We start from the raw sequence: 25,321 nt of genomic DNA on the forward strand, positions 1-25,321 counted from the left end.
CCGCTGGCCGGCTGCTTCGGATTCCATGGGTGCCGGCCAGCGGCCGGCACTACCATCATATGCAACCAACCATCGCCCATGCGTCCATCACGGATCAACCGCCGACGATGCGGCCGTCCACCACGCGCGCTACCTGCTGGCCGAACACGGCCACGTCCTGCGGGTCGTGGCTGATCAACAACAACGGGATGCCGGTCTTGTCCAGTACGGCCTCCAGCTCCTGGCGCAGGTGCTGGCGAAGATCATGGTCCAGCGCGGAGAACGGCTCATCCAGCAGCAACGCCTGCGGTTGCGTCACCAGGGCGCGCGCCAATGCAGTGCGCTGGCGCTGGCCACCGGACACCTGGGAAGGCAGCAGGTCACCCACCGTGTCGATGCGGAATGCATGCAACCACTGCTCCACCGCATCGAAGCGCTGGCCGATCCGCGGATTCAACCACCCCTTCTCCAGACCGAACGCCACGTTCTGGCGCACGCTCAGATGCGGGAACAACGCGTAATCCTGGAACACGTAGCCCAGCCGGCGGCGTTGCGGCGGCAGATCCACGCCGGTGGCCGCATCGAACAGAGTCTGCCCCTGCAGCCGTACATGCCCCTGGCCCGGCCGTAGCAGCCCGGCCACCGCCTTCAGGGTCAGGCTCTTGCCGGCGCCCGAAGGCCCGAACAGCACCACCTGCCGCTGCGTGCACTGCAGCGACACGTCCAACACGAAATCCTGGCCGGCCGCCTGCAGGCGGCGCTGCACCTGCAGGTCAAGCCACATCGCGCAGCTCCCGGCGACGTCCGCCCACCAGCCGCGCGGCCAGCAACAGGATCACGATGCAGACCACCGAGGTCAGGATCACCAGCGCATTGGCCTTGCCGTCCTGGCCGGCCTGCACCGCCTCGTAGATGGCGATCGAAAGCGTCTGCGTGCGGCCGGGAATGCTGCCCGCCACCATCAATGTCGCGCCGAACTCGCCCATCGCGCGTGCAAACGCCAGCAACAGCCCGGCAAGAATGCCGCGCCAGGCCAGTGGCAGCGTGATGCGGAAGAACACCGCCGCTTCGGACACACCCAGCGTGCGTGCGGCCTGCTCCAGCTGTCCGTCCACTTCCTCGAACGCCGCGCGTGCCGGCTTGAACACCAGCGGCAGCGAGGCCACCGCCGCGGCGATCACGGCCGCCTGCCAGGTGAACACCAGGTTGATACCGAACCACGACTGCAGCCACGCACCGATCGGACCATTGCGACCGATCAACACCAGCAGGTAGTACCCCAGCACCGTCGGCGGCAGCACCATCGGCAAGGTCAGCAGTGAATCCAGCAGCTCACGACCAGGAAATCGTCGACGCGCCAGCAGCGCCCCCAGTGCCACACCCAGCACCAGATTGATCGCGGTGGCCCAGCCGGCCACCTTCAGCGACAACCACAGTGCGCTCCAGTCGAGATCCATGCCTCAGGGCTTGCCGAACCCATGTTTGGCCAGGATCGCCTGGCCCTGTGCGGAACGCACGAAGGCGGTGAAGCGCTTGGCTTCAGCCGGTTGCGCACTGGCCTTGGTCACCGCCAGCGGATAGGCGATACGCCCCGCCACAGGCACCGCGAAAGCGCGGCGCACGCGGTCGGGCATTGCCTGCGCATCGGTGGCATAGACGAAGCCGGCATCCACTTCACCGCGCGCCACGTAATCCAGCGACTGGCGCACGTTCTGCGTGGTGATGGTCTTGCCCTGCACCGACGGCCACAGGCCTGCTGCTTCCAGCGCGCCCTTGGCATAGCGGCCGACCGGCACGCTGTCCGGGTTGCCCAGTGCGATGCGTTGCATGCCAGCACCGGCCAGGTCCTTCAAGGTACGCGGTGCAGCCTTGGCCTGCGGCGGCACCACCACCCACAGCGCGTTCACCGCGAACACCTCGCGGGTGCCGGCCGCCAGCAGATCCTGCTGCTGGGCCTGGTCCATCGTGGTTTCATCGGCCGACGCGAACACATCCACCGGCGCGCCGCGGCTGATCTGCTGCAGCAGCACGCCGGACGCGGCGAAGTTGAAATCCACCTTGGTTCCCGGGTGTGCCTTCTCATAGGCGGTGCCCAGTTCGCGGAAGCTCTCGGTCAGGCTCGATGCCGCCGACACCGTCAGGTCGGCCGCCCATGCCGGCACCGTGGCCAGCAGGCCCAGCAACAACAGTCCAGCTCGCTTCATCATCGGCTCCCGGCCAGGTTCAGTTCGGATCGGATTCGTCGGCCACCGCCAGCGCCGCCAGGCGCTCGGGCTGCAGCAGCAGGATCTCACGCTGCTTCACCGCGATGATCCCATCATCGCTCAGGCGGCGCAGCACGCGGCTGGCGGTTTCCGGCGCCATCCGCAGGTAATTGGCGATCTCGGTACGCGCCATCGTCAGGTTGAAGCGCGTAGCGGAAAAACCACGCCGCGCGTAACGCTCGGACATGTCCAGCAGGAACGCGGCCATGCGCTCTTCAGTACGGTGGTTGGCGGCCAGCGTGGCGACCTTGCCGATCTCCGCACTGAGCAGGCTGAACAGCTTGGCCTGCAGCCCCGGCATGCGCGTGGCCAGCGAGCTCAGCTTGGGGAACGAGATGCGGCACAGGTGCACCGTATCCAGCGCCACCGCATTGCAGGGGAAGCGCGAACCGTGGATCGCATTCAGGCCAATCACTTCGCCCGGCAGGCTGAAGCCCAGCACCTGCTCGTTGCCCTGGCTGTCGTCGACGAAGGTCTTGACCATGCCGGCGCGCACTGCAGCAATCGAATCGAACGATTCACCGGCGCGGAAGATGTAGTCACCCGCATGGAACGGACCGACGTGGTCGACCAGCACGTGCAGATCACCCAGTGCGGTCTTGTCGTAGCCCTGCGACATGCATGCGTCGGAAAACGCGCAGGTGCTGCAGAAGTGCAGCGCGTCGCCGTCATCGGCGGCGGCGGGGTTCGGTGTGGCCTGTCCAAGGCGGCCGTGCGAAGGCGGATTCGAAGACATCGGGGCAAGACTCAAGCGATGGCGGCCGCCGGCCGGAAGCATGCGGCCATCATACGCCACAGCAGGCGCCCTTCTTCGGCCAGGCGCAGTACGCGCCCATCCCAGTGTGCCCAGCCGCGCGCCAGCACCGGTGCCAATGCCGGCAGCTGCTCGGCGAAGCATTCTTCGAACGGTTCATCGTTGCGCCATTCGAAGGCAGCCGCATCGAGCGCGTGATCGCAGGCGATGCTCTGCGCCACCTCGGCTGCCAACCGCTCGTCCTCGGACAGGATCAACCCGGCAGACACGCCCATGTGCCCGGCTTGCAGCCGCGCACGCCATTCGCCCAGTTCGTCCTCCAGGCGGTAGAACACCTCGCCGATCTGGCTGCAGGCGGACAGGCCAAGCCCGATGAAATCGCTGCGGTCGCGGCGTGGCACGCCGGCCAGGTCACAATGACGCTGGCCATCGCCCGGGCCATGCGGGTTCGGCAGGTCGCCGCGCTGGTAGTGGTCACCACCGATCGGTTCGTAGCCTGCTGCGCGCAGCAGGCGCCAGCTCTGCAGCCATCGTGCCGCCGAGGGATGCTCTGGCAGCGCGCAAGGCGCCGGCAGCAGGATGCGCTCGGGCGCTTCGGCCAGCACCTCATGCAGTCGTTCGATGAAGCCGGTGTCCTCACTGCCGGGCACCCGCAACTGGTAGTAGCGCGCGGTAAAGCCCACCTGTCGCGCCTGCGCCAGCAGGGTCGGCCCGGGTGCATCGGCGCGATCGATCACGTTCAGCCGGGTGCAGCCCACCGCACGCAGCTGTGCTGGCGCCAGCGCGCTGCCCGCGTCCAGCCGCACCTCCACCTGTGGCCGCGCCACGGTGCGCAGGTGCTGCGGCACGGCATCCAGCAGCTGGCCCAGCTGCGGTGGCGGCAGCGTCTCGGCCAGCCCCAGCTGCAGCACCATCGCCACTACCTCGCGGTCTTCAGCCAGCGCGCCGGCCTGCAGGCGCAGCGCCAGCAGCAGGGTCTCCAGATAGGCCTGCGGCGGCACATCGCGCCCGCCACGACCGGCCTGGAAGCCGAGCGTCACGCCACGCGGGATCAGGTGCTCATTGCTGGCGCGCACGGCAGCGCGCCACCCGCTTTCGCCAAAGCCGGTACTGAACTGGTCAGCCGGCGGAAACAGCACGTGCCGGGGCTGCCGCAGCAATGCCGCCTGCAGCGCAGTGTCCTCGCTCTCGTCAACGTGGAAGCTCATGGCAGACATCTTCGGGCGTTCCTCTTCGCGTGGCCCTGATTGAAATCAAGCGTGGCGCATCTGATGGTTCCTGCCGGCCAGCGGCCGGCATTACCCTTTCATCCACCACTCGGTAGTGCCGGCCGCTGGCCGGCAGCACCCTCCACCCATCGCGCACCATCCCGGTAGTACCGGCCGCTGGCCGGCACGCACCTTCACCCGCCGCGTACCCGCTCGGCCGCGGCCGCATCGATGGCTTCAGGCAGGTCGGTCTCGCGGTCGATCTGCGGGAAGTGGCGGCGCTCCATGCGGCGGATGGCGAAATGCATCCAGGCCAGTGCAGCGGCCACCAGCACGAACAGCAGCATGAAACAGCTGCTCCAGATGCCCACGGCATCGTTCAATGCCCCGAACACGATCGGCAGGACGAAGCCACCCAGGCCGCCGATCATGCCGACCACACCGCCCACCGCACCCACGTGCTGCGGGTAGTACACCGGAATGTGCTTGTAGACCGCGGCCTTGCCCAGCGACATGAAGAAGCCCAGCACGAACACCAGCACGGTGAACATCACCACGCCGATGGCCAGATGGAAGTGGATCGGGCCATGGATGCCCTTCACCACATACTCGGTATCCGGGTAGGCCAGCAGGAAGGTGCAGATGGCCGACACGCCAAAGGTCCAGTACATCACCCGGCGCGCGCCCATCCGGTCCGACATCCAGCCGCCGACCACGCGGAACAGGCTGGCCGGGATCGAATAGCACGCCGCCAGCATGCCGGCGTGGCCCACGTCCATGCCATAGGCGCCCACCAGGTAGTGCGGCAGCCAAAGCGCCAGCGCCACGAAGCCACCGAACACGAAGAAGTAATACAGCGAGAACCGCCACACCTGCAGGTTCTTCAGTGGCGCCATCTGCTCGGCGAACGGCACCGGCTTCACGCCTTCGCGACGGCGCTGCTCCAGCGACGGGTCTTCCTTGCTGAAGAGGAAGAACAGCACCGCAGTGACGGCCAGCGCGACGGCCCAGACCTTGGCGACCATGGTCCAGCCGGCCGCCACCATCACCAGCGGCGCCAGAAGCTTGGTCACCGCCGAGCCGATGTTGCCGGCACCGAAGATGCCCAGTGCGGTGCCCTGCTTGCTGGCCGGGAACCACTTCGAGACGTAGGCCACGCCCACCGAGAAGTTGCCGCCGGCGATGCCCACGCACAGCGCGGCGATCAGGAACTGGGTGTAGGTCTGTGCATAGGTGAGCATCCAGGTGGCCACTGCGCCACACAGCATCACCAGCACCATCACCTTGCGGCCACCGAACTGGTCGGACCAGATGCCGAGGAAGACCCGGCTGACCGAACCGGTCAGCACCGGGGTGGCGATCAACAGGCCGAACTGGGTGTCATTCAAGCCAAGCTGTTGACTGATCTGGATGCCGATGATCGAAAAGATCATCCACACCGCGAAGCACACGGTGAAGGCGAACGTACTCAGCCACAGCGCACGTTGCTGCTGCCCGGCACTGGCGGGGGCAAGGGCCTGGTTCATGAATTCTCCTCGTTCAAAGGGGGTCAGCCGATATCCGCTTCGGCTTCGATCTCATCCAGCCCGCGCACCGGGTAGCGCTCCTGCAGCTGCAGCAGGTAGGCCTGCACCTCGCGCTGCCGTACCTGCAGCTCCAGGTAGTCACGCAGCTGCGGCAACACCGTCTCGAACGGCTGCGGCAGGCCTTCCTCGCGGGCATCGACGCAGACCACGTGGTAGCCCCAGCGCGATTCCACCGGGAAACCGGCCAGGCCTTCGCGCAGGCGGAACACCTGTCGGTCGAACTCCGGCGTGGTCTGCCCACGCTGCAGCCAGCCCAGGTCACCGCCTTCGCTGCTGGACGGGCAGCGTGAATGGCGCAGGGCGAAATCGGCGAACAGGTGCGGCGATTCCTTCAGCAGCCCAACCAGCCGCTCGCCCTCGGTACGTGCAGCGAAGCGCCCGGCCACGTCGTCGGCCGGCGCGGCCAGCAGGATATGGCGCAGGTGCACGCGATCGGGGGAGCGGAAGCGCTCCGGGTTCTGCTCGAAGTAGCGGCGGCAGTCTTCATCGGTCGGCACGCGGTCTTCGATCGCATCTTCCAGCAGTTGCTGGATCAGCACTTCCTCGTCGCTTACCCGGTTGCCCTCTGGTGCCTGCAGGCCAAGCCGCTGCGCTTCCAGGCGCAGCAGCTCGCGCACCACCAGTGCACGTGCCGCTTCGGCACGTGACTGTTCCGGGCGCATCGCCCGGTGGTGCTGCATCTCGCGGGCGATGTCGGCCTCGCTGATCGCGGTCTCGTCCACGAACAGCCGGCACGGTGCCGGCTGCCCGAGCGAGCGCGGCCCCTGCGCTGCCGCGTCGTGGAGATGCGAATGCGCCTCGGCAGGAACCGGCGCGGCGGAGTCGATCACGGTGATCGGCAGGAATTTCGGCAGGCTGCCCATGGCTTACTCCCGCGGCCCGTAGCGCAGCGTGGCCTGGCGGCGGCGTACTACCTGGTACGGCCGCCACAGGTAGCTGATCGGAATGCTCCACACGTGCACCAGGCGGGTGAACGGCGCGATCAGGAACAGGGTCAGGCCCAGGAAGATGTGCATCTTGTAGACCCAGCTGACGCCCTCGATGTAATCAGCGGCACCGGCGCGGAAGGTCACGATGTGCTGCGCCCACTCGGCCAGCTGCACCATCACCCCACCGTCCAGGTGGCCGGACGAGACGCGGATGCTGTACAGGCCCAGGCACAGCTGCGCGAACAGCAGCACCAGCACCAGGGTGTCACCGAAGCTGCCGGTAGCCCGAACACGCGCATTGAACAGGCGGCGTACCAGCAGGATGCTGATGCCGATGAAGCACAGTGCGCCGAACACACCACCGACCACCATCGCCAGCATCTGCTTCTGCGAGGAGGTGATGAAGTGCTCGTACACCGCGTGCGGGGTCAGCAGGCCGACCAGGTGACCGCCGAGGATGGCCAGGATGCCGATGTGGAAGCAGTTGCTGCCGATCCGCATGCCCTTGTCCGACAGCATCTGGCTGGAGCCGGTGCGCCAGGTGTACATGGCCTTGTCATAGCGGGCCCAGCTGCCGATCAGCAGCACCGCCACGGCGATGTACGGGTAGTACTGGAAGGCGAATTGATGCAGGGAGTAACTCATGGCTGGACCTCTCGATGCGAAGGACGGGCCGGCGAACGCACGGGCGGCTTGCAGTCTTCGGCGGGGGCTTCGGCGCCGAAGCGCACCGCCTCCTCCTCCCACAAGCGGTCCATGGCCTCGGCGGTATCGTCGCGGGCTTCTTCGCTGGCACGTTGGCGCAGCGCCTGCAGATCGGCCTTGCCGTCACCGGCTTCGACCAGGATCTCGAACAGCACCCGGTGCGGCAGCTCACGCTCGGCGGCACGCGCGGCCAGCATCCCGGCGATATGGCCGATGTGGTGCAGCCACTCGCGGGCCTCGCTGCCGGGGCGATGGGCCAGGAACTCCAGCAGCAACGGCAGGTAATCCGGCAGCTCGCGTGCATCCAGTTCAAAGCCGTTGCGGCGGTAGGTTTCGACCAGATCGACCATGGCCTGGCCACGGTCGCGCGACTCGCCATGGATGTGTTCGAACAGCAACAGGCTCATCGAACGGCCGCGGTCGAAACTGGCCAGCCATGCCGCCTGCGCATCCAGCGCATCGGTCGCCAGCAGCTGCTGCACGAAGCTGCGCAGCTGCTGGCGGCGGGCGGCGTTCAGCGCCGGGTCGTCACAGGCGGCGAGCAGTTCCTCGCCGTGCTCCCACAGTTCCTCGCGGGGGTAGTCCAGCAACACCCCGACCAGCTTGAGCACGCTCATCACACCACCTCCTTGCGGCGGTGGTTCGGGCCCTTGTCCACCACGAAGGTGGTCGTCTTGCGCTGCCCGAACAGGTCGGCCGGGCTGTCACCATTGCAGCCGTTGCCGAAGGTGAAGCCGCAGCCGCCGCGCTCGCCGAAGGCATCGTTGGCGTACTCGCGGTGGCCGGTCGGAATCACGAAACGGTCCTCGTAGTTGGCGATGGCCAGGTAGCGGTACATCTCTTCCACCTGGGCGATGCTCAGCCCGGTCTGTTCCAGCACCGCGGTGTCTTCCACGCCGTCCACGTTCTTGGCCCGGCGCCAGGCACGCATGGCCATCAGCCGCTCCAGCGCGCGTACCACCGGCGCCTCGTCACCGGCCGTCAGCAGGTTGGCCAGGTAGCGCATCGGAATGCGCAGCGACGCCACGTCCGGCAGCTCGCCGCTCATGCCCACGCGGCCACGCTCGGCGGCGGACTGGATCGGCGACAGCGGCGGTACGTACCAGACCATCGGCAACGTGCGGTACTCCGGGTGCAGCGGCAGCGCCAGCTTCCAGTCGATCGCCAGCTTGTACACCGGCGACTGCTTGGCCGCATCCAGCCAGCTGTCCGGGATGCCCTCCTTGCGCGCGGCGGCGATCACCGCCGGGTCGTTCGGGTCCAGGAAGATGTCCAGGTGGGCCTGGTACAGATCCTTCTCGGCGGCCACCGAAGCGGCCTCTGCGATGCGGTCGGCGTCGTACAGCATGACCCCCAGGTAGCGGATGCGGCCCACGCAGGTTTCCGAGCACACGGTCGGCTCACCCATCTCGATGCGCGGGTAGCAGAAGATGCACTTCTCCGACTTGCCGCTCTTCCAGTTGTAGTAGATCTTCTTGTACGGGCAGGCCGACACGCACATGCGCCAGCCGCGGCACTTGTCCTGGTCGATCAGCACAATGCCGTCTTCCTCGCGCTTGTAGATCGCGCCGGAGGGGCACGCCGAGACGCACGCCGGGTTCAGGCAGTGCTCGCACAGGCGCGGCAGGTACATCATGAAGGTCTTCTCGAAGGCGCCGTAGATCTCCTTCTGCACCTGGTCGAAGTTGTAGTCGCGCGAGCGCTTGCTGAACTCCGAACCGAGGATCTCCTCCCAGTTCGGGCCCCACTCGATCTTCTGCATGCGCTCGCCACTGATCAGCGAGCGCGGCCGCGCGGTGGGCTGGTGCTGGCTGTCCTTGGCGGTGTGCAGGTTCTGGTAGTCGAAATCGAACGGCTCGTAGTAGTCGTCGATCTGCGGCAGGTCCGGGTTGGCGAAGATCTTGGCCAGCATGCGCCAGCGGCCACCCGCGCGTGGCACCAGCTTGCCGGCGCGGGTGCGCACCCAGCCGCCGTTCCACTTGTCCTGGTTCTCCCATTCCTTCGGGTAACCGATGCCCGGCTTGGTTTCCACGTTGTTGAACCAGGCGTACTCGACGCCCTCGCGCGAGGTCCAGACGTTCTTGCAGGTGATCGAGCAGGTATGGCAGCCGATGCACTTGTCCAGGTTCAGCACCATCGCGATCTGTGCACGGACCTTCATCACACCACCTCCTTGGCAGCGGCCGGTACGGCCTCGCCATCAAGCCAATCGATCTTGTCCATCTTGCGTACGATCACGAACTCGTCTCGGTTGGTACCGCAGGTGCCGTAGTAGTTGAAGCCATAGGCCAGCTGCGCGTAGCCGCCGATCATGTGGGTCGGCTTGAGCACGATGCGGGTCACCGAGTTGTGGATGCCGCCGCGGGTGCCGGAAATCTCCGAGCCCGGCACGTTGATGATGCGTTCCTGGGCGTGGTACATCATCGCCATGCCCGGCATCACGCGCTGGCTGACCACCGCACGGGCGGCGATCGCACCGTTGACGTTGAACAGCTCGATCCAGTCGTTGTCGACGATGCCGGCGCTGCGCGCGTCGTCCTCGCTGATCCACACGATCGGGCCGCCACGCGACAGCGTCTGCATGATCAGGTTGTCGCTGTAGGTGCTGTGGATGCCCCACTTCTGGTGCGGGGTGATCCAGTTCAGCACGATCTCCTTGTTGCCGTTCGGGCGCTGGTTCAGCAGCGGCTCCACCGTGCGCGTGTTGACTGGCGGGCGATAGCTCATGAAGGCCTCGCCAAAGTCGATCATCCACTCGTGGTCCTGGTAGAACTGCTGGCGACCGGTCACGGTGCGCCACGGAATCAGCTCGTGCACGTTGGTATAGCCGGCGTTGTAGCTGACGTTGTCGTCTTCCAGGCCCGACCAGATCGGCGAGGAAATGATCTTGCGCGGCTGTGCCTGGATGTCACGGAAGCGGATCGCCTCGTGCTCCTTGCCCACGGCCAGGTGGGTGTGCTCGCGGCCGGTGAAGGTGCCCAGCGATTCCCAGGCCTTCACCGCCACGTGGCCGTTGGTTTCCGGCGCCAGGTGCAGGATCACTTCGGCCGCGTCGATCGCGGTCGAGATGGCCGGGCGGCCCTGGCTTACGCCTTCTTCGTGCACGGTGTGGTTCAACTTGCCGAGGAACTCGACCTCGTGCTTCGTGTCCCAGCTCATGCCCTTGCCGCCGTTGCCCTGCTTGTCCAGCAGTGGGCCGAGCGAGGTGAACTTGCGGTACAGGTTCGGGTAGTCACGCTCCACCACCGTCATCGACGGCATGGTCTGGCCCGGAATGGCCTCGCACTCGCCCTTCTTCCAGTCGGCCACGCCGAACGGCATGCCCAGCTCGTTGGGGGTGTCGTGCAGGGTCGGCACCAGCACCAGGTCCTTCTCCACACCCAGCACGCCCGGCGCCATCTCGCTCACGGTGCGGGCCACCTCCTTGAAGATGTCCCAGTCGCTGCGCGATTCCCACGCAGGGTCCACCGCCTTCGACAGCGGGTGGATGAACGGGTGCATGTCCGAGGTGTTGAGGTCGTCCTTCTCGTACCAGGTTGCCGTCGGCAGCACGATGTCCGAGTACAGCGCGGTGGTGCACATGCGGAAGTCGAGCGTGACCAGCAGGTCCAGCTTGCCTTCCGGCGCCTCGTCGCGCCACTTCACCTCCTGCGGCTTCACTGCGCCCATTTCGCCCAGGTCCTTGCCCTGCAGCCCGTGGCGCGTACCCAGCAGGTGCCGCAGCATGTACTCGTGGCCCTTGCCCGAGGAACCGAGCAGGTTCGAGCGCCAGATGAACATCATGCGCGGGTGGTTCTGGCTGGCGTCCGGGTCGGCGAAGGCGAAATCCAGCGAGCCATCCTTGAACTTGCCCAGCGCGTAGTCCGCCGGGGCCACGCCGGCCGCTTCGGCCTCGCGTACCAGCTGCAGCGGGTTGCGGTCCAGCTGCGGGGTGCTCGGTAGCCAGCCCATGCGCACCGCGCGCAGGTTCAGGTCGGCCAGGCTGCCGCCGTACTTGCTCGCATCGGCCAGCGGCGACAGCAGTTCGTCCACCTGCAGCTTCTCGTAGCGCCACTGCCCGGTGTTGAAGTAGAAGAACGAAGTGCCGTTCATGTGGCGCGGCGGCTTGCTCCAGTCCAGGCCGAACGCGAGCGGCTGCCAGCCGGTCTGCGGGCGCAGCTTTTCCTGGCCCACGTAATGCGCCCAGCCGCCACCGGTCTGGCCCACGCAGCCGCACATGATCAACATGTTGATCAGGCCGCGGTAGTTCATGTCGTTGTGGAACCAGTGGTTCATGCCCGCGCCGACGATGATCATCGAACGGCCATGGGTCTTGTCGGCGGTACGCGCGAACTCGCGGGCGATCTCGATCACCTCGGCGCGCGACACGCCGGTGATGCGCTCCTGCCACGCCGGCGTGCCCGGCACCATGTCATCGAAGCTCGATGCCACGTTGCCGCCGCCAAAGCCACGGTCCACGCCGTACTGGGCCAGCAGCAGGTCGTAGACCGTGGCCACCAGCGTCTCGCCGCCGTCGGCCGTGGCCAGCCGGCGCACCGGAATGTTGCGGTCCAGTACTTCTTCGGCCGGTGCAGCGGTCCAGCCATCGCTTTCAATGCCACCGAAGTACGGGAAGCTCACCGCCTCGATGCCGTCGTTGGCGTCGGACAAGCTCAGGCGCAGGCGTGTGTCGGCGCCGTTGCTGGCCTTCTCTTCGATGTTCCAGCGACCCTTCTCACCCCAGCGGAAACCGATCGAGCCATTGGGCACCACGATCTGGCCACTGTTCTCGTCGTAGGCCAGGGTCTTCCAGTCCGGGTTGTTGGCTTCACCCAGCCCGCCCAGCTCACTGGCACGCAGGAAGCGGCCCGCCACCAGGCGGCCATCGTCGCGACGCTCCAGGCGCACCAGCATCGGCATGTCCGAGTACTGGCGGCAGTAGTCCTGGAAATACTGCGAGGGCGAATCCACATGGAACTCGCGCAGGATCACATGACCGAAGGCAAAGGCCAGTGCCGCGTCGGTGCCCTGCTTGGGGTGCAGCCAGTGGTCGGTCAGCTTGGCCAGCTCGGAATAGTCCGGGCAGATCGCCACCGTCTTGGTGCCGTTGTAGCGCGCCTCGGTGAAGAAGTGCGCATCGGGCGTACGCGTCTGCGGCACGTTCGAGCCCCAGGCGATGATGTAGCGGCTGTTGTACCAGTCGGCCGATTCGGGCACGTCGGTCTGCTCGCCCCAGATCTGCGGCGAGGCCGGCGGAAGGTCGCAGTACCAGTCGTAGAAGGACAGGCAGGCGCCGCCCAGCAGCGAAAGGTAACGCGCGCCGGCGGCATAGGACACCATCGACATCGCCGGAATCGGCGAGAACCCCACCACGCGGTCCGGGCCGTACTGCTTCACCGTGTACAGGTTGGAGGCGGCGATGATCTCGTTGGCCTCTTCCCATTGCAGGCGCACGAAGCCGCCCATGCCGCGGCGGGTCTTGTACGAACGCGCCTTCTCCTTGTCCTCCACGATGCTGGCCCAGGCATCGACCGGGGCCTTGCTCTTGCGCGCTTCGCGCCACAGGCGCAGCAGCGTGCCGCGGATCAGCGGGTACTTCAGACGGTTGGCGCTGTACAGGTACCAGGAATAGCTGGCGCCACGCGGGCAGCCACGCGGTTCATGGTTGGGCAGGTCCGGGCGCGTGCGCGGGTAATCGGTCTGCTGGGTTTCCCAGGTGACCAGGCCGTTCTTGACGTAGATCTTCCAGCTGCAGGAGCCGGTGCAGTTCACGCCGTGGGTGGATCGCACGATCTTGTCGTACTGCCAGCGCGCGCGGTAACTGTTTTCCCAGTCGCGGCCCTCGCTCTTGGCAAATCCATGGCCATCGGCAAAGGTCTGGGGGTCACGCTTGAAGAACTGCAAGCGATCGAGGAAATAACTCATCGGGGATCTCCCTTTGCGGACATCGGCATCGTGGCTGTGTGTGTCATCTGGCTGCGGTGCGTTTTCATGTCGTCAGCAGGGTGTCTCGGCACCGCGCCGGTAGTACCACCACCAGGTCACGGCCAGGCAGGTGACATAGAAAACAACGAATCCGTACAGCGCCATGTCGGGGCTGCCGGTCAACGTAATGGACGAGCCGTAGCTCTTGGGAATGAAGAAACCGCCGTAGGCGCCGATCGCACCGGAGAAGCCGACCACCGCGGCCGATTCGATGCTGGCCTGGTGCGCGGCCGTGGCCTTGCCCTCAGCGTTGTCGTTGGCCGACCAGCGCTCATGGAGGGTGCGGAAGATCACCGGAATCATGCGGAAGGTGGTGCCGTTGCCGATGCCACTGAGCACGAACAGCGCCATGAAGCTGAGCAGGAAGCCGTAGAAGTTGCCGCCCTGGCCGTCACTGGGCAGGAAGTGCAGCACGCCGAACACCGCGGCGATCATCAGCGCGAACACCCAGAAGGTCAGGCGTGCGCCGCCCCAGCGGTCGGCCATGCTGCCACCCACCGAGCGCATCAGTGCGCCCAGCAGCGGGCCGATGAAGGCGTAGGCCAGCGGGTTCACGTGCGGGAACTGGCTCTTCACCAGCATCGGGAAGCCGGCCGAGAAACCGATGTAGGAACCGAAGGTGCCGATATACAGCCAGCACATCAGCCAGTTGTGCTTGCGGCGGAAGATCACCGCCTGCTCGGAGAACGACGAGCGGGCGCTGGTCAGGTCGTTCATGCCGAACCAGGCCGCGACGGCGCACAGCGCGATGGCCGGCACCCAGATGAAACCGGCGTTCTGCAGGAACAGCGGCGCCCCACCCTCCACCGCGGGCTGCGGCGCACCACCCAGCGCACCGAACACGCCCACGGTGATGACCAGCGGAATCACCGCCTGCGCCACCGACACGCCCACATTGCCCAGGCCGGCGTTCAGGCCCAGCGCCAGGCCCTGCTTCTGCTTGGGGTAGAAGAAGGAGATGTTGGACATCGACGACGAGAAGTTCGCACCGCCGAAGCCACACAGGATCGCGATGGCCACGAACACCCAGTACGGCGTGGCCGGGTCCTGCACCGCAAAGCCGAGCCAGAGCGTCGGCGCCAGCAGCGACGCGGTGGACAGCGCGGTCCAGCGGCGGCCGCCGAAGATCGGGATCACGAACGAATAGAAGATGCGCAGGGTCGCGCCGGACAGGCTGGGCAGCGCCACCAGCCAGAACAGCTGGTCGGTGCTGAAGTTGAAGCCGATCTTCGGCAGGCTGATCGACACCGCCGAGAACAGCACCCAGACCGAGAAGGCCAGCAGCAGCGAGGGGATCGAGATGACCAGGTTGCGGGTGGCGACCCGCTTGCCGGTGCGCTCCCAATAGCCGGGGTCCTCCGGCGTCCAGTCGCTGATGACGCGACCGGGACTGGCAGTGCTGCGGACAACAGGATCGCTACCGACGGTCATACATGGCTCCAAGGCTGTGGAATGACGTGGGTACTGCGTTTCAAGTTGTAACCCGTCGTCATGCAGCCATTAGGCCGTGCAGCACGGACGACGGGGTTGATCTGGATCAATCAGGGGCCGGTTTCCACCCTGCCCCTGACAAATGTCAAACCGATGAAGCGGTGCTGCGGCGGGTCACCCCGCGCTGGCGCACGCTGTCGCGCACGTCCACATCGAACTGCAGCTGAAGCTGGCTGCCGTCTTCCAGGGCAATGTCGAATGGCAGGCCATCCCGGCACGGCAGCCGTCCCGCCAAGGCCTCGACTGCCGAGCGCGGCAGTATCAGGCGGCAGAAGGTGCCACCATCGAGCAGCACCGGCTGCTCGCCGCCATGCAGCGACACCGCCATGCCCCAGCCCTCGATACCGCCAAAGCGGGTCATGTTCTCGACCGATTCACCGGCCAGCAGGCGCGCCAGTTCGGCCTCGTCCAGGCGAAGCCGTACCGATTGGTCCTGCAACTGCACTTTCATGACGCAACATCCTCCCATTGTTCGGGGGTATTGCAGTTGACCAGCCCGGCCTCGTCAACCGGCGCCAGGGCCACGGAATTCACGCCAAGACGACCCTGCAGGGCCTGCAGCGAGCGCGGACCGTCCGCGTCGTCCAGCATCGATCCAAGTACATTGCGACAAGCATCGTCTATATCCACCAGCATGGGCAGGGGGTGACCGGCAAAGATCGTGCATGGACCGCGATGGCCGTCACGCAATTGCTGCAGCAATCGCGGCGGCAGCAACGGCGTATCCACCGGCACTACCCAGGCCGGGCCATCGGGCATGCGCATCGCCACGCTGTAGAGCCCGCCCAGCGGCCCACAACGTGCCACGCGGTCCGGCACGCCGCCGAAGGCCGGATAATTTCCGCTGACCCAGACCGCGCGCGCGCCAGCCTGCATCAACAGGCCCCGCATGTGCTCCAGCAGCGTGCGGCCCTGCCACGGCAGCAGTGCCTTGTCGCGCCCCATCCGGCTGGACAGGCCGCCGGCCAGCACGATGCCGTTGACGCTCATCGCAGTAGAGCCACGCCATGCGTGGCTGCAGCGGGCTCAATGCTGGTGATCGTGCGCATGGTCATGGGCATGTGCGGGTTCGCTGTCCGCATGGCACAGGCTGCAGCCCTCGCTCCACTCGCTGTCGCCGTCCTCGTAATGCTCCTGCTTCCAGATCGGGCACTGGTGCTTGACCACCTCGATCAACTGCCGGCATGCGCGGAACGCCTCGTCACGGTGCGGGCTGCCCGCCGCCACCACCACCGCCACATCACCAATGCCCAACCGGCCCTTGGCATGGGCCACATACAGCTTCAGCTTCGGACCGAACGCCGCCTCGACCTCGGCGGCCAGGCGCTTGAACTCGTTCAACACCAGCGGCTCGAACAGGTCGTAGGTGATCCCGGTCACCGGCCGACCGATGTTGACGTCACGCACCTTGCCGATGAATACGTCGATGCCACCGAAGCCCGGATCGGAGACGGCAGCGATGCCTTCGACTGGATCGATCGCCGCCTGCGCGCGGTCCACCACCTTCGCGATGATCTTCTCGCTCATCACTCAGCCCCCGCTCACCGGCGGCAGGATCGCCACCCGGCCGTCATCGGGCAGCGCCTCGTGGTCACGCAGCACGCGCTGCTGGTCGGCAAACGCCGAATAATCCAGCAGGCCCGCGCGGAAACCCGGCCAACGCACCGGCAGCAGCTCGCGCAGCGCCTGGCGCAGATCGGCCACGGTGCCACCGGCCACATCCACGGCGATCTCGCGGCTGGCATCCAGATCTGAAAACGCGCCGAACAACTGCAGATTCACTTGTTTCATCATGACTCCTGGCTCACCAGCTGCACCGGTTCGTGGTGACCCCAGCCCTGCACGCGCACGTAGGTGCCAGCACTGGCCAGGTCTCCCTCGGCCTCCAGCACCACCCAGGCGTTGGCCTGCAGCATGGACATCAAACGGAACGACTCCTGCCCGGACAGCACGCGCGCGCTCAGGCGCCCCTGCCCGTCCATTTCCACCCGCGCACGCGCGTGGAAGCGCAGGCCCGGCGGCTTGCGCACGTCGGCCTGCAGCGGCAGCTGCAACACGGTTTCCGGTGCCAACCCCAGCAGGCGGCGCAGCACCGGCTCGACGAAGAAGCGCTGGCCCACGGCAGCGGAGACCGGGTTGCCCGGCAGGCCGAAATACAGCGCACCATTGGGCAGCACCGCGAACAGCAGCGGCTTGCCCGGGCGGATCGCCACCTTGTGGAAGACGATGCGCGCACCACGGCCGCGCAGCGCATCGGGAACGAAATCGTAGCGACCAGCCGACACCGCGCCGGTGCTGATCAGCACCTGCGCGCCAGCGCCCAGCGCCTCATCCAGCACCGCATTGAACGCGGCCACGTCATCGCCCACGGTGCCCTGCCACACCACCTCGGCGCCGGCCGCCTGCAGGCGACCCACCAGATACGGCCGGTTGCTGTCACGGATCTGGCCGGATTCCAGCGTCTGCGCCGCCTCCGTCACCAGCTCCTTGCCGGTGGCGATCACTGCCGCCTTCGGCCGCGCCACCACCGCCACCTGGCCCACGCCGATGGCATGCAGCAGGGTGCGCGCATTGATGTCCAGCACCTGCCCGGCCTGCAGCACACGTTCGCCGTCGCTCACATCCTGGCCGCGCAGGCGCACGTTCTGGCCCGGCTTGACCGTGCCCTTCAAGGCGATGCGGGTCGGGCGTCCCTCCTCGCTGGCGAGCACGTCCACGTTCTCGACCGGCACCACCGTATCCAGCCCAACCGGCATGCGCGCGCCGGTCATGATTTCCCAGGCACCCTCGCCGCCTTCGGCGCCGGCATCGCCGGCTGCCTGCCAGCCCTGCACGGCAAATTCGGTACCGGCTTCGAACGTCGCGCCGTTGGCGCGCAGCGCGAAACCGTCCATCGCAGAATTGTCGAACGGCGGCAGCGACTGCTCACTGATGATGTCACTGGCCAGAGTGCGGCCGCCGGCCTCATGCAGCGGCAGGCGCTCGGCCGGCAGCGGCGTGGCCGCATCCAGCAGGTGCTGCAAGGCTTCGCTATAGGCAATCATCAGTGGCCACCACCGTCGACCATCGCCAAGGCGTGGCCCAGCACCGGCGCCAGGATATCCAGGCACTGCGCCGCCGCCTTCGGGCTGCCCGGCAGCGCGAACACCAGCATGTTGCCCAGCTGCACCACCTCGGCGCGGCTCAGCCAGGCCATCGGCGTGTGCTGTGCGCTCAGTGCCCGCACCATCTGCGCCAGGCCATGCACCGGCCGCGCGTTCAGGGAACGCAGCGCCTCCGGGGTCAGGTCACGCGGGCCCAGCCCGGTACCGCCGGTGCACAGGCACAGGCGCACACCGTCGGCGGCCAAGGCCTGCAGGCGGCCCGCCAATGGCTCGATGCCATCAGGCAACACCTCGGCGGCCACGACCTCACCGCCCAGCTTTTTCAGGCCGGTCACCAGGGTCGGGCCAGAGATATCTTCATAGGTGCCCTCGCTGGCGCGATCGCTCAGCGTGATCACCGCGCAGGCCGCGCCCTCCAGGCCCTTCGGCGCACGCGGCTTGAAGCGCGTGCGCTCGGCATCGTCCATGCCGTCGGGGTGCAGCCAGACACCGCGCTTGCCGCCTTCCTTGAACAGCAGGCGGATGCCTTCGATGCGCAGCGCCGGTTCCACCGGCTTGCTCAGGTCGTACAGGGTCAGCAGCGCCGCGTTGACGCCGGCCAGTGCCTCCATCTCCACGCCGGTGCGCGCCTCGCTGGCGCACTCGCACCACACGCGGATCGCCTGCCGTTCCGGTACCGGCGCGCAGAACACCTGCACCAGTTCCAGCGGCAGCGGGTGGCACAGCGGCATCAGCATCGAGGCCATCTTGGCGCCCTGCAGGCCGGCAATCTCGGCCATCACCAGCGCATCGCCCTTGGGCAGGCGGCGCTCGACGATCAGCGGATAGGCCACCGGCCCGGCATGCAGCTCGCCCACCGCCACCGCGCGGCGGCGGGTGATGCGCTTGTCGCGGACATCGGCCATATGGAAGGCCGCATTCAATTCCCCACTCATCGTGTTGCTCATCCTCCGATGGAGGCCAGGTGCGGGGTCAGCCCGGTCTGGCCCTGGTGCAGTCCATGCCCGGCCGCTTTCAGGCCAAGCTGTGTGGTGATGCGTGCCAGCAGCGCGTCATGGTCATCGTCGCTCTGCAGCAGCGGGCGCAGCGGCACGCCGAACTCGCCGAACAGGCACAGCCGCAGGTCGCCCTTGGCTGTCACCCGCAGGCGGTTGCAGCCCTTGCAGAAGTCGCGCGAATACGGGGCGATGATGCCGATGCTGCCGCGATGGTCGGGGTGGCCGAACTCGCGTGCGGGGCCGGCATCAGCGGCGCGCGGCCGCTCGTGCCAGCCAGCGGCCAGCAGCTGCTCGATCACCACGTCGGCACGCAGGTGGTGGCGCTGGAAATAGGCTTCGTTGTCGCCGGTGCGCATCAGTTCGATGAAGCGCACGCTGAAGGAGCGGTCGCGCAGGTAGTCCATCCACTGCGGCAGCTCGTCGTCGTTCAGGCCGCGCAGCAGCACCGCATTGAGCTTGATCGCCGGCAGGCCCAGCGCCTGCGCCAGGGCCAGGCCCTGCTCGATCTCCGGCAGGCGGTCATGCCCGGTGATGGTCCTGAAGCGTTCGCGCTGCAGGCTGTCCATGCTCACGTTCAGCGCGGTCAGGCCGGCGCGGTGCCAGCCCGGCAGGCGCCGCGGCAGCAGCGTGCCATTGGTGGTGATGGCCACCTTGCGGATGCCCGGCACCGCCGCCACGGTGGCGATGATCTCGTCCAGGTCCTTGCGCAGGCTGGGCTCGCCGCCGGTCAGGCGGATCTTGCTCATGCCCAACGCGGCGAACGCACGCACCAGGCGCGCGATTTCATCCACCTGCAGGAAGCGTGGGCGGCCATCGGCCTGGTAACCGTCGGGCAGGCAGTAGCTGCAACGGAAGTTGCAGGCTTCGGTCAACGACAGGCGCAGGTACGGAAAGCTGCGTCCGAAACCGTCGGTGAGTTGGCTCATGGCTGGTCCACCTTGTTGCTCCACCGTCTTGCCTGTGCCCGGAACGGCCCGGATACCCTCGCCTGCTGGAACGATTGCCAGAGTACGCGGCCTTCAGTTCCATGGGCATGACTTAAATCAATCGCGTTCGGCCCCGCGTGGCAGGCGTTGTGGCAGCATGCGGCTTTCCGTGCAGCGGGCGTGTGACAACCCTCATGATGATGAACGATTTCCAGCAGCTGCTGCACGCCGCAGGCCAGCAGGCTGAACCGCAACGCCTGCTGTTCGTATTCGTGCGCGCCGAGCTGCCCGAATCGCCCACCAGCGACCAGCGCGACCGGCATGACCGCCGCGAGGGCGGCACCCTGTCGCCGGTGCTGTGCGTGGACAAGCTGCCGGCCGAGGTGCCCAGCTTCCAGGCGCTGGCGGCCGAGTCGACCACCACCGGCATCGACTGGGACCTGGTCTTCGTGGCCGCGCTGGACGGCCGCGCCGGTTTCGCCCCCAACAGCGACGAAGCCGCCCGCCCGCTGCAGCTGATGGTCAACGCCATCCACGACGGTCAGATCGGCCGCTTCGCCGCCTTCGACCGGGGCGGCGAGCCTGTTCAGTTCTATTGAGCCACCAGCTGCAGGGTCAGGAAGAAGATCACCAGCACGGTGTTCAGCCCCCAGGCGACGGTCAGCCCGCGCGCGGCCACGCCCAGGTTGGGGGTGCGCGCGGTGGGCGCCGCCCGCCAGACCGCCGGGATGATCCAGCCGGTATAGAGCAGCAGCACGGCAAAGACCCCCAGCAGCAGCGTGGTGCGCTGGTTGACCAGGGCCCAGAGGGCGACCGCCCACAGAATGTTGCTGGGAATGACGCCCTGCAGCCAGAACACACTCCAGAGCCGTGAACGCCCCGGGGTATCGGGCGTCGGATGCAGGGAAGCGGTGGCGGTCATAAGTCTCCTTCTGGTTAGGAAACGTGCCGGACCAGCCTGCGCTTGGTGGCTGGGAACGTCAACCCGAGTCGCACGTCACGCTTTGGCGTCTGTAGCGTCGAGCGATGCTCGACTCAGGCCCCTGCGGAGCCTGTCGCCATCGCCCCTCCCCACCCGCGCCCTTCCCTCCCCCAACCTCGACACCTGTCGCAGATTGCACGGTGCGGGCGGATCACCACGCCAGCCCGCGCTGGCAGTGCTTAACAGCGTGGGAGAATGCCGAAAGCGTCTCCAATCGAGCGATCTTTGCAACTCTTCTGATTGGCATTGCACAGCGCCAGGGGCTCAGATGGCGTGCCACCGGAAAAGGGTGGCCGGGCTTCGAACACCCGAGTTGATGTTGATGTATGCGCTTGCCAGCCGGCGTCACCTTAGCGTGGCGCTGGCTGGCAATCCGTCTGCCGGCTATGGCGGGCGGTGAGTGGGGGCTTCCGGGCCCGCCGGACTGACATCAACCCGGTGTTCGAACCACGTACCGCCCGCCACTTTTATGGGTGGCGGCTACCGATTGCCCCTGCACGGAGCTCTGCCATGAACGAATCGGACTTCCCCCATCTGCACGCCTACCGCAGCACCGCCCACGACGACGGTTCGCCACAGGCTGCGCCCGCAGTGGACAGGAACACCTTCATTGCCAATCTCAACCGTATCGGCTCCGGTGCGGCGGCCGATGGCCAACCCTGGCCGGAGCGGCATCAACTGCCCGGCCGCTGCCTGGCCCTGGCCGATGCCGATTGCGCGTTGAGTGGATTGCGGGTGGTACTGGAGATGCTGCTGGCGGCGGAACGCACCCGCCAGAACGGCGAACCCGGGCAGTACGTGGGCGACCGGGTGATGGAGGGGTTGGTCATGGCCTGCCAGTCGTTGTGCGCGCAGGCGGTGGGGCGGTTGCAGATTGATCCCTAATGGCGGCGGACGATCAGGCTGCTCCCTCCATCATCCGACATAGGCTCTTTCATCGCGCGACCGATTGTGGTCCTCCCGCCCGACATGCCAGCGGCGTAGCGCCCCTGTCCGGTGGAATCGCGAGCACATTCCAGCGCTCGGCCAAGGTGCGTTCGACACGGACAGAAAATGACTGGGCCTCGGCAGGCGTCCTCCCTTCAGAGAAGCCGACGGCTATTTCGAAGCGATCCAATCCGAGATTCCCCGCCTCCAGTCCGGAGCCATCTTCCCGCTTGACTCCGACGTAGACGACAGGACGCTTCACGTCGACCTTTGACTTGGCAAGCTGCCGATCCAATTCAGCACTGCCATCAAAGAACTGCATTCTTTCGTCCTTGGCGATAGCGCTGAGGGTCTGCTTGAAAAGATCCAGGCCCTCTTGGTCGTACACGCAGAACTGGATCATCTTGAAGGGCCGTTTTCCGATGGCGCATGCGCCATCGGATAATCCAAATCCCACTCCAATCAGAAGTACTACTGTCAGGAGCTTTACCATCATCGTGGCCCAATGATGCAAAGCGTTGCGGCCAATGTCGCCGCCGGACCAAAAATCAGGAACCCAAGCGCATCGTTGAGTATCGGATTGGGCCCGGCTCCTTCGCCCACGATTGTGATCTGCGACCCGATTCCCAGCGGCCCAGGCGCCACCTTCCACGATACCGTGCCTGGATGGAACTGATGGCTGGGACGCGTTGAATTCGCGATTGTCATGCTCTTTGAGTCCACCCATTGCGAAATGTGGTTTCGTCCGCCGTTCCCGACAAGCTCAACGTCAGGGGTGAATCACTCTCTGGCCGGCGGCGCACCTGGGGCACTTATCTCTCATCACTCCTGAAGCTCCCCGAGGTTGAGATCCCTGGCATATGACCGCCGACTACTGATCTGAACTTCCTTGGATGCAAACCTTCGACCGTCCCTGCATTCGACAGCGAATTGGTAGCTTCTGGGCTCCGGCCCTGCAACGACCATCATGGGGACCGAGAATGTGCTTCCAACCGGTTTCGACGAAACGACACCTTCGCGCTCCCCAAGCATGCTCAGCTCACAATCGAGAGCGCGAACGTCACCCTGACCTGGCGGCACGCTTCCCGAGACGCGCACGATCATATCGCCACCCGATGTTGCACAGCCGGCCAGAACCAGACCGGCAATGACAGCTGCGGCACACTTCACCTTTGGCATCCCCGAATCCTCAGTACGCACTGCGACGTCTCACGCCGATAGCCATTCAGGGACGCATCAATCTCATCAATAGATACCCGCCATGATACGAATGTAGTCGTCGAGCGAATCCACCCGCCGATCGACTCCAATACCACGTTTTTTTGCGAGCGATTGAAGCTCGAATATTAAAACTCCATAGCCCGAGTCCCAGCCATGAGCTTCACCAGGCGACAGTTCCTTCGAAAATCGATCTCCAGGACGGAGCTTCCCGGAGGGCAAACGAAGCTCGTCTGCAACATGCTCCAGCAGCTCCACTACGGTTTCCTGATCCAGGCCACTCTCCGCATAATATTGGTCATAGAAGCCAGTTGGCGACAGCACGCTTCTTTCTCTCAGGCTTTCTTTCATATCCATTCGCCTCTATCCACCACCTGCGCTGCAGCCACAATAGAGCATGGAGCCTATGTCCCAGAATCCCGAGCGCCTTCCCATTCGTGAACATGGACCAGTGGCAAGGTCGATGTGACGCATGCCCGACCTCACAGGACGCTCGGCCGGAAAATGCCGAATCAGGCACCGGGAAGGGAGATCGCCAGGTGCCACTCACGCATTTCGCTTGCCAGGCGAGACCGCGCAGCCACTTATAGCGCTATTCCGCTGTAAACAAGGCCCAGTGCTTCATCACGCATGACCCAGAGACCAGCATCACCCTCCGGGCACAGATAGAACTGCCCGCCGTAGCTTGACGCTCGCGACCATGCGCTGCGGGCAAACTGAGGAAATCTCCGCATGACCCGCGCATCAGACATCTCCGGCCTGCTTACCAGCCTGCAGTCTTCGGGCAAAGCGAGAACCCCGCCGGTCGGGCGGAAGACCAACCACGATTCATTTGTGTCCATGTCGTGCGTCTCGCGTATGTTGACTGCGTCCTCAGGCAACCATGAAGGCAACCACTTCGACTCACCGATTGCTTGTCTTGAGACGGCTTGGTTGCGGTCTGCATACTCGGTGCTGGAAACTTCCATGCAACCAGAAAGTGCGATTGACAGCATCACGATCGGGAGCAGCCTGGGAGCGTGCATTTGAGGCGTCCAAGTCATCAGTAGCGGAGGTTTCCACCGGGACGATAGCTCCTGCGCATCTGCGAGCAACTCCCGGTACGGATCATTTATCCAGATGATCGCCCGAAGCGATCTGCCAGCTGATCCGCTTCGGAGTCAGCGGCCCCGCGTCACGCATCGGATCGTCCCTGGTCCGGAATGCGGCAGTGCCACATTCCGCTTTTATCGTTAAGGACGCTTGCACATTCAAGTGTGGAGACGCGGAACCGGTCACAGATTCAAGCATCCAGAGCCATTCAGCGGACTACGCCCTGTCCCCATGACTTCCTGCACAGGGAGTCGGTGTTATACATCACTACATTACCAGCACGACCTGTCGCGAGGTCGGCAGGCTACGGCGCTCCGCTGCAGACCTGACCCATCGGAAGGGCTGGCACGCGTCACGGCCCAAGGGAATGGCAATGAAGAGCAGCCGAGTGACGTTGCGGGTGCTGGCCGCGATGATGGTCGCTGCAGGCACCGCCCACGCAGGGGAAATCCAGGTGGATCGCGGCGCCTACGCACTGCAGGCCGAAGAGACCGGGGTCGGCCCGATCACCGTGGTCTTTGAATCCGGTTTCGGGCAGGGCGCGGGCGCCTGGAAGGAGGTGGTTGCGGGTCTGGGGCGCGACTATCACAGCATCACCTACGCCCGTGCAGGACTCGGCAAATCCGGTAGCGACGGTCACCCCAAGCGCATCGATGGGCATCTGGCCGACCTCACGGCCGTGATCGATACGCTCGCACCCGGTCGCCGCGTTGTGCTGGTGGGTCATTCCTGTGGCGGCCTGCTGGCCACGGAGTTTGCACGCCGCCATCCGGAGCGCCTGCAGGGCCTGGTGCTGGTGGACCCGGCCACGATGGGGCAGCGCCATGCGTTCAAGCAGGCCGACAGTGCACGCGTGCAGGCAGACGATGCCCAGCTGCGGGCAATGCTGCCGCCGACCATGGCCGCCGACTACGCCGTGTTGACCGAACAGCTGGATGCACCCGGTGCGGAGACCCCGCGCACGATGCCGGATGTGCCGGTTGCGCTGCTGACTGCAACCCAGCTGGCTGCCGAACCTCTGTTCTTCGAAGAAACCGCAGCGGGCAAGGCACTCTGGAAGATGCAGCACTCCCTGCTCTTCTCGGGCTTCACGCGCGGCACGCATCGCTACCTGGCGACCGGGCACACCCTCCAGCGCGAGGATCCTGCTGCGGTGGTGGCCGCCATCAGAGCTGTTGTGGACCAGCCCTAGCG

General features: G+C 66.0%; 25 protein-coding genes. 3 read left to right on the plus strand and 22 right to left on the minus strand.

Translation table 11 applies throughout. The annotated features are described in order from the left end of the window. Positions 1-94: 94 nt before the first annotated feature. From EGM71_RS11500 to moaA, 19 genes are all read right to left on the minus strand, one after another. The gene (locus EGM71_RS11500) at positions 95-763 is read right to left on the minus strand and encodes a sulfate/molybdate ABC transporter ATP-binding protein (RefSeq protein WP_188485035.1); all 669 of its coding nucleotides are present in this window, start codon (positions 761-763) and stop codon (positions 95-97) included. Continuing rightward, a complete protein-coding gene (gene modB / locus EGM71_RS11505) occupies positions 753-1,436 on the minus strand; it encodes a molybdate ABC transporter permease subunit (RefSeq protein ID WP_005413347.1) in 684 nt (227 codons plus the stop codon). Before modB ends, EGM71_RS11500 begins: the two co-directional genes overlap by 11 nt. Positions 1,437-1,439: 3 nt before the next feature. Then, a complete protein-coding gene (gene modA / locus EGM71_RS11510) occupies positions 1,440-2,183 on the minus strand; it encodes a molybdate ABC transporter substrate-binding protein (RefSeq protein ID WP_188485036.1) in 744 nt (247 codons plus the stop codon). Positions 2,184-2,202: 19 nt separating this feature from the next. Continuing rightward, positions 2,203-2,979 carry a helix-turn-helix domain-containing protein gene (locus EGM71_RS11515; protein WP_005416832.1) on the minus strand — a complete coding sequence of 259 codons (777 nt, stop codon included), beginning with the start codon at positions 2,977-2,979 and terminating at the stop codon, positions 2,203-2,205. Positions 2,980-2,990: 11 nt separating this feature from the next. After that, positions 2,991-4,205: a coproporphyrinogen III oxidase gene (locus tag EGM71_RS11520; RefSeq protein WP_188485037.1), complete on the minus strand. Its 1,215-nt coding sequence runs from the start codon at positions 4,203-4,205 to the stop codon at positions 2,991-2,993. 194 nt (positions 4,206-4,399) lie between these two features. Further along, positions 4,400-5,731, minus strand: coding sequence for an MFS transporter (locus EGM71_RS11525; protein WP_188485038.1), 1,332 nt, complete (start codon positions 5,729-5,731; stop codon positions 4,400-4,402). Positions 5,732-5,754: 23 nt separating this feature from the next. Then, positions 5,755-6,654, minus strand: a complete 900-nt coding sequence (locus EGM71_RS11530; RefSeq protein ID WP_188485039.1) for a peptidylprolyl isomerase — start codon at positions 6,652-6,654, stop codon at positions 5,755-5,757. Positions 6,655-6,657: 3 nt separating this feature from the next. Next, complete coding sequence (gene narI, locus EGM71_RS11535; RefSeq protein ID WP_099553434.1) at positions 6,658-7,365, minus strand: respiratory nitrate reductase subunit gamma; 708 nt, start codon at positions 7,363-7,365, stop codon at positions 6,658-6,660. Next, complete coding sequence (gene narJ / locus EGM71_RS11540; RefSeq protein WP_188485040.1) at positions 7,362-8,042, minus strand: nitrate reductase molybdenum cofactor assembly chaperone; 681 nt, start codon at positions 8,040-8,042, stop codon at positions 7,362-7,364. Before narJ ends, narI begins: the two co-directional genes overlap by 4 nt. After that, positions 8,042-9,586, minus strand: coding sequence for a nitrate reductase subunit beta (gene narH / locus EGM71_RS11545; RefSeq protein WP_075678007.1), 1,545 nt, complete (start codon positions 9,584-9,586; stop codon positions 8,042-8,044). The genes narJ and narH overlap by 1 nt, the downstream gene beginning before the upstream one ends. Next, the gene (locus EGM71_RS11550) at positions 9,586-13,329 is read right to left on the minus strand and encodes a nitrate reductase subunit alpha (protein WP_188485041.1); all 3,744 of its coding nucleotides are present in this window, start codon (positions 13,327-13,329) and stop codon (positions 9,586-9,588) included. The genes narH and EGM71_RS11550 overlap by 1 nt, the downstream gene beginning before the upstream one ends. 72 nt (positions 13,330-13,401) lie before the next feature. After that, positions 13,402-14,820 (minus strand): NarK family nitrate/nitrite MFS transporter, encoded by a 1,419-nt coding sequence (locus tag EGM71_RS11555; RefSeq protein WP_188485042.1) that lies wholly within the window; start codon positions 14,818-14,820, stop codon positions 13,402-13,404. 145 nt (positions 14,821-14,965) lie between these two features. After that, positions 14,966-15,331, minus strand: a complete 366-nt coding sequence (locus tag EGM71_RS11560; protein WP_188485043.1) for a hypothetical protein — start codon at positions 15,329-15,331, stop codon at positions 14,966-14,968. Continuing rightward, positions 15,328-15,870, minus strand: a complete 543-nt coding sequence (mobA, locus tag EGM71_RS11565; protein ID WP_188485044.1) for a molybdenum cofactor guanylyltransferase — start codon at positions 15,868-15,870, stop codon at positions 15,328-15,330. The genes EGM71_RS11560 and mobA overlap by 4 nt, the downstream gene beginning before the upstream one ends. Positions 15,871-15,906: 36 nt before the next feature. Then, a complete protein-coding gene (locus EGM71_RS11570) occupies positions 15,907-16,407 on the minus strand; it encodes a molybdenum cofactor biosynthesis protein MoaE (RefSeq protein WP_188485045.1) in 501 nt (166 codons plus the stop codon). Between the two features lie 3 nt (positions 16,408-16,410). Then, positions 16,411-16,671 (minus strand): MoaD/ThiS family protein, encoded by a 261-nt coding sequence (locus EGM71_RS11575; protein ID WP_017354494.1) that lies wholly within the window; start codon positions 16,669-16,671, stop codon positions 16,411-16,413. Next, on the minus strand, positions 16,671-17,924 hold the full coding sequence (locus tag EGM71_RS11580) for a molybdopterin molybdotransferase MoeA (protein WP_188485046.1): 1,254 nt from the start codon (positions 17,922-17,924) through the stop codon (positions 16,671-16,673). The genes EGM71_RS11575 and EGM71_RS11580 overlap by 1 nt, the downstream gene beginning before the upstream one ends. Beyond that, positions 17,924-18,919 (minus strand): bifunctional molybdenum cofactor biosynthesis protein MoaC/MoaB, encoded by a 996-nt coding sequence (gene moaCB, locus EGM71_RS11585; protein ID WP_188485047.1) that lies wholly within the window; start codon positions 18,917-18,919, stop codon positions 17,924-17,926. Before moaCB ends, EGM71_RS11580 begins: the two co-directional genes overlap by 1 nt. Before the next feature lie 8 nt (positions 18,920-18,927). Then, the gene (moaA, locus tag EGM71_RS11590; protein ID WP_188485048.1) at positions 18,928-19,908 is read right to left on the minus strand and encodes a GTP 3',8-cyclase MoaA; all 981 of its coding nucleotides are present in this window, start codon (positions 19,906-19,908) and stop codon (positions 18,928-18,930) included. A 194-nt stretch (positions 19,909-20,102) separates the two neighbouring features. Between moaA and EGM71_RS11595 the strand changes: the two genes are divergently transcribed. Beyond that, positions 20,103-20,507: a ribonucleotide reductase subunit alpha gene (locus EGM71_RS11595; protein ID WP_188485049.1), complete on the plus strand. Its 405-nt coding sequence runs from the start codon at positions 20,103-20,105 to the stop codon at positions 20,505-20,507. Here EGM71_RS11595 and EGM71_RS11600 read toward each other — a convergent pair. Then, positions 20,501-20,830 carry a hypothetical protein gene (locus tag EGM71_RS11600; RefSeq protein ID WP_119006377.1) on the minus strand — a complete coding sequence of 110 codons (330 nt, stop codon included), beginning with the start codon at positions 20,828-20,830 and terminating at the stop codon, positions 20,501-20,503. The two genes, EGM71_RS11595 and EGM71_RS11600, sit on opposite strands and share 7 nt — an antisense overlap. A 570-nt stretch (positions 20,831-21,400) precedes the next feature. On the opposite strand from EGM71_RS11600, the gene EGM71_RS11605 reads away from it, so the two are divergent. Further along, positions 21,401-21,775: a hypothetical protein gene (locus EGM71_RS11605; protein ID WP_049401285.1), complete on the plus strand. Its 375-nt coding sequence runs from the start codon at positions 21,401-21,403 to the stop codon at positions 21,773-21,775. 49 nt (positions 21,776-21,824) lie between these two features. On the opposite strand, the gene EGM71_RS11610 is transcribed toward EGM71_RS11605, so the two are convergent. Beyond that, entirely contained in the window at positions 21,825-22,313 is a 489-nt protein-coding gene (locus EGM71_RS11610; protein WP_223224452.1) for a hypothetical protein, read from the minus strand. 749 nt (positions 22,314-23,062) lie between these two features. After that, positions 23,063-23,392, minus strand: a complete 330-nt coding sequence (locus EGM71_RS11615) for a hypothetical protein (RefSeq protein WP_188485050.1) — start codon at positions 23,390-23,392, stop codon at positions 23,063-23,065. A gap of 1,108 nt (positions 23,393-24,500) precedes the next feature. On the opposite strand from EGM71_RS11615, the gene EGM71_RS11620 reads away from it, so the two are divergent. Further along, the gene (locus EGM71_RS11620; RefSeq protein ID WP_188485051.1) at positions 24,501-25,319 is read left to right on the plus strand and encodes an alpha/beta fold hydrolase; all 819 of its coding nucleotides are present in this window, start codon (positions 24,501-24,503) and stop codon (positions 25,317-25,319) included. Positions 25,320-25,321: the final 2 nt, after the last annotated feature.

Source organism: Stenotrophomonas maltophilia (genome assembly GCF_006970445.1).
GTDB classification, from domain to species: Bacteria; Pseudomonadota; Gammaproteobacteria; order Xanthomonadales; family Xanthomonadaceae; genus Stenotrophomonas; species Stenotrophomonas maltophilia_AU.

Bases quoted from the DNA above. Each gene is read 5' to 3' on its own strand.
- EGM71_RS11500 (WP_188485035.1), bottom strand. From the start codon at position 763: ATGTGGCTTGACCTGCAGGTGCAGCGCCGCCTGCAGGCGGCCGGCCAG.
- modB (WP_005413347.1), bottom strand. From the start codon at position 1,436: ATGGATCTCGACTGGAGCGCACTGTGGTTGTCGCTGAAGGTGGCCGGC.
- modA (WP_188485036.1), bottom strand. From the start codon at position 2,183: ATGAAGCGAGCTGGACTGTTGTTGCTGGGCCTGCTGGCCACGGTGCCG.
- EGM71_RS11515 (WP_005416832.1), bottom strand. From the start codon at position 2,979: ATGTCTTCGAATCCGCCTTCGCACGGCCGCCTTGGACAGGCCACACCG.
- EGM71_RS11520 (WP_188485037.1), bottom strand. From the start codon at position 4,205: ATGAGCTTCCACGTTGACGAGAGCGAGGACACTGCGCTGCAGGCGGCA.
- EGM71_RS11525 (WP_188485038.1), bottom strand. From the start codon at position 5,731: ATGAACCAGGCCCTTGCCCCCGCCAGTGCCGGGCAGCAGCAACGTGCG.
- EGM71_RS11530 (WP_188485039.1), bottom strand. From the start codon at position 6,654: ATGGGCAGCCTGCCGAAATTCCTGCCGATCACCGTGATCGACTCCGCC.
- narI (WP_099553434.1), bottom strand. From the start codon at position 7,365: ATGAGTTACTCCCTGCATCAATTCGCCTTCCAGTACTACCCGTACATC.
- narJ (WP_188485040.1), bottom strand. From the start codon at position 8,042: ATGAGCGTGCTCAAGCTGGTCGGGGTGTTGCTGGACTACCCCCGCGAG.
- narH (WP_075678007.1), bottom strand. From the start codon at position 9,586: ATGAAGGTCCGTGCACAGATCGCGATGGTGCTGAACCTGGACAAGTGC.
- EGM71_RS11550 (WP_188485041.1), bottom strand. From the start codon at position 13,329: ATGAGTTATTTCCTCGATCGCTTGCAGTTCTTCAAGCGTGACCCCCAG.
- EGM71_RS11555 (WP_188485042.1), bottom strand. From the start codon at position 14,820: ATGACCGTCGGTAGCGATCCTGTTGTCCGCAGCACTGCCAGTCCCGGT.
- EGM71_RS11560 (WP_188485043.1), bottom strand. From the start codon at position 15,331: ATGAAAGTGCAGTTGCAGGACCAATCGGTACGGCTTCGCCTGGACGAG.
- mobA (WP_188485044.1), bottom strand. From the start codon at position 15,870: ATGAGCGTCAACGGCATCGTGCTGGCCGGCGGCCTGTCCAGCCGGATG.
- EGM71_RS11570 (WP_188485045.1), bottom strand. From the start codon at position 16,407: ATGAGCGAGAAGATCATCGCGAAGGTGGTGGACCGCGCGCAGGCGGCG.
- EGM71_RS11575 (WP_017354494.1), bottom strand. From the start codon at position 16,671: ATGAAACAAGTGAATCTGCAGTTGTTCGGCGCGTTTTCAGATCTGGAT.
- EGM71_RS11580 (WP_188485046.1), bottom strand. From the start codon at position 17,924: ATGATTGCCTATAGCGAAGCCTTGCAGCACCTGCTGGATGCGGCCACG.
- moaCB (WP_188485047.1), bottom strand. From the start codon at position 18,919: ATGAGTGGGGAATTGAATGCGGCCTTCCATATGGCCGATGTCCGCGAC.
- moaA (WP_188485048.1), bottom strand. From the start codon at position 19,908: ATGAGCCAACTCACCGACGGTTTCGGACGCAGCTTTCCGTACCTGCGC.
- EGM71_RS11595 (WP_188485049.1), top strand. From the start codon at position 20,103: ATGATGATGAACGATTTCCAGCAGCTGCTGCACGCCGCAGGCCAGCAG.
- EGM71_RS11600 (WP_119006377.1), bottom strand. From the start codon at position 20,830: ATGACCGCCACCGCTTCCCTGCATCCGACGCCCGATACCCCGGGGCGT.
- EGM71_RS11605 (WP_049401285.1), top strand. From the start codon at position 21,401: ATGAACGAATCGGACTTCCCCCATCTGCACGCCTACCGCAGCACCGCC.
- EGM71_RS11610 (WP_223224452.1), bottom strand. From the start codon at position 22,313: ATGATGGTAAAGCTCCTGACAGTAGTACTTCTGATTGGAGTGGGATTT.
- EGM71_RS11615 (WP_188485050.1), bottom strand. From the start codon at position 23,392: ATGGATATGAAAGAAAGCCTGAGAGAAAGAAGCGTGCTGTCGCCAACT.
- EGM71_RS11620 (WP_188485051.1), top strand. From the start codon at position 24,501: ATGAAGAGCAGCCGAGTGACGTTGCGGGTGCTGGCCGCGATGATGGTC.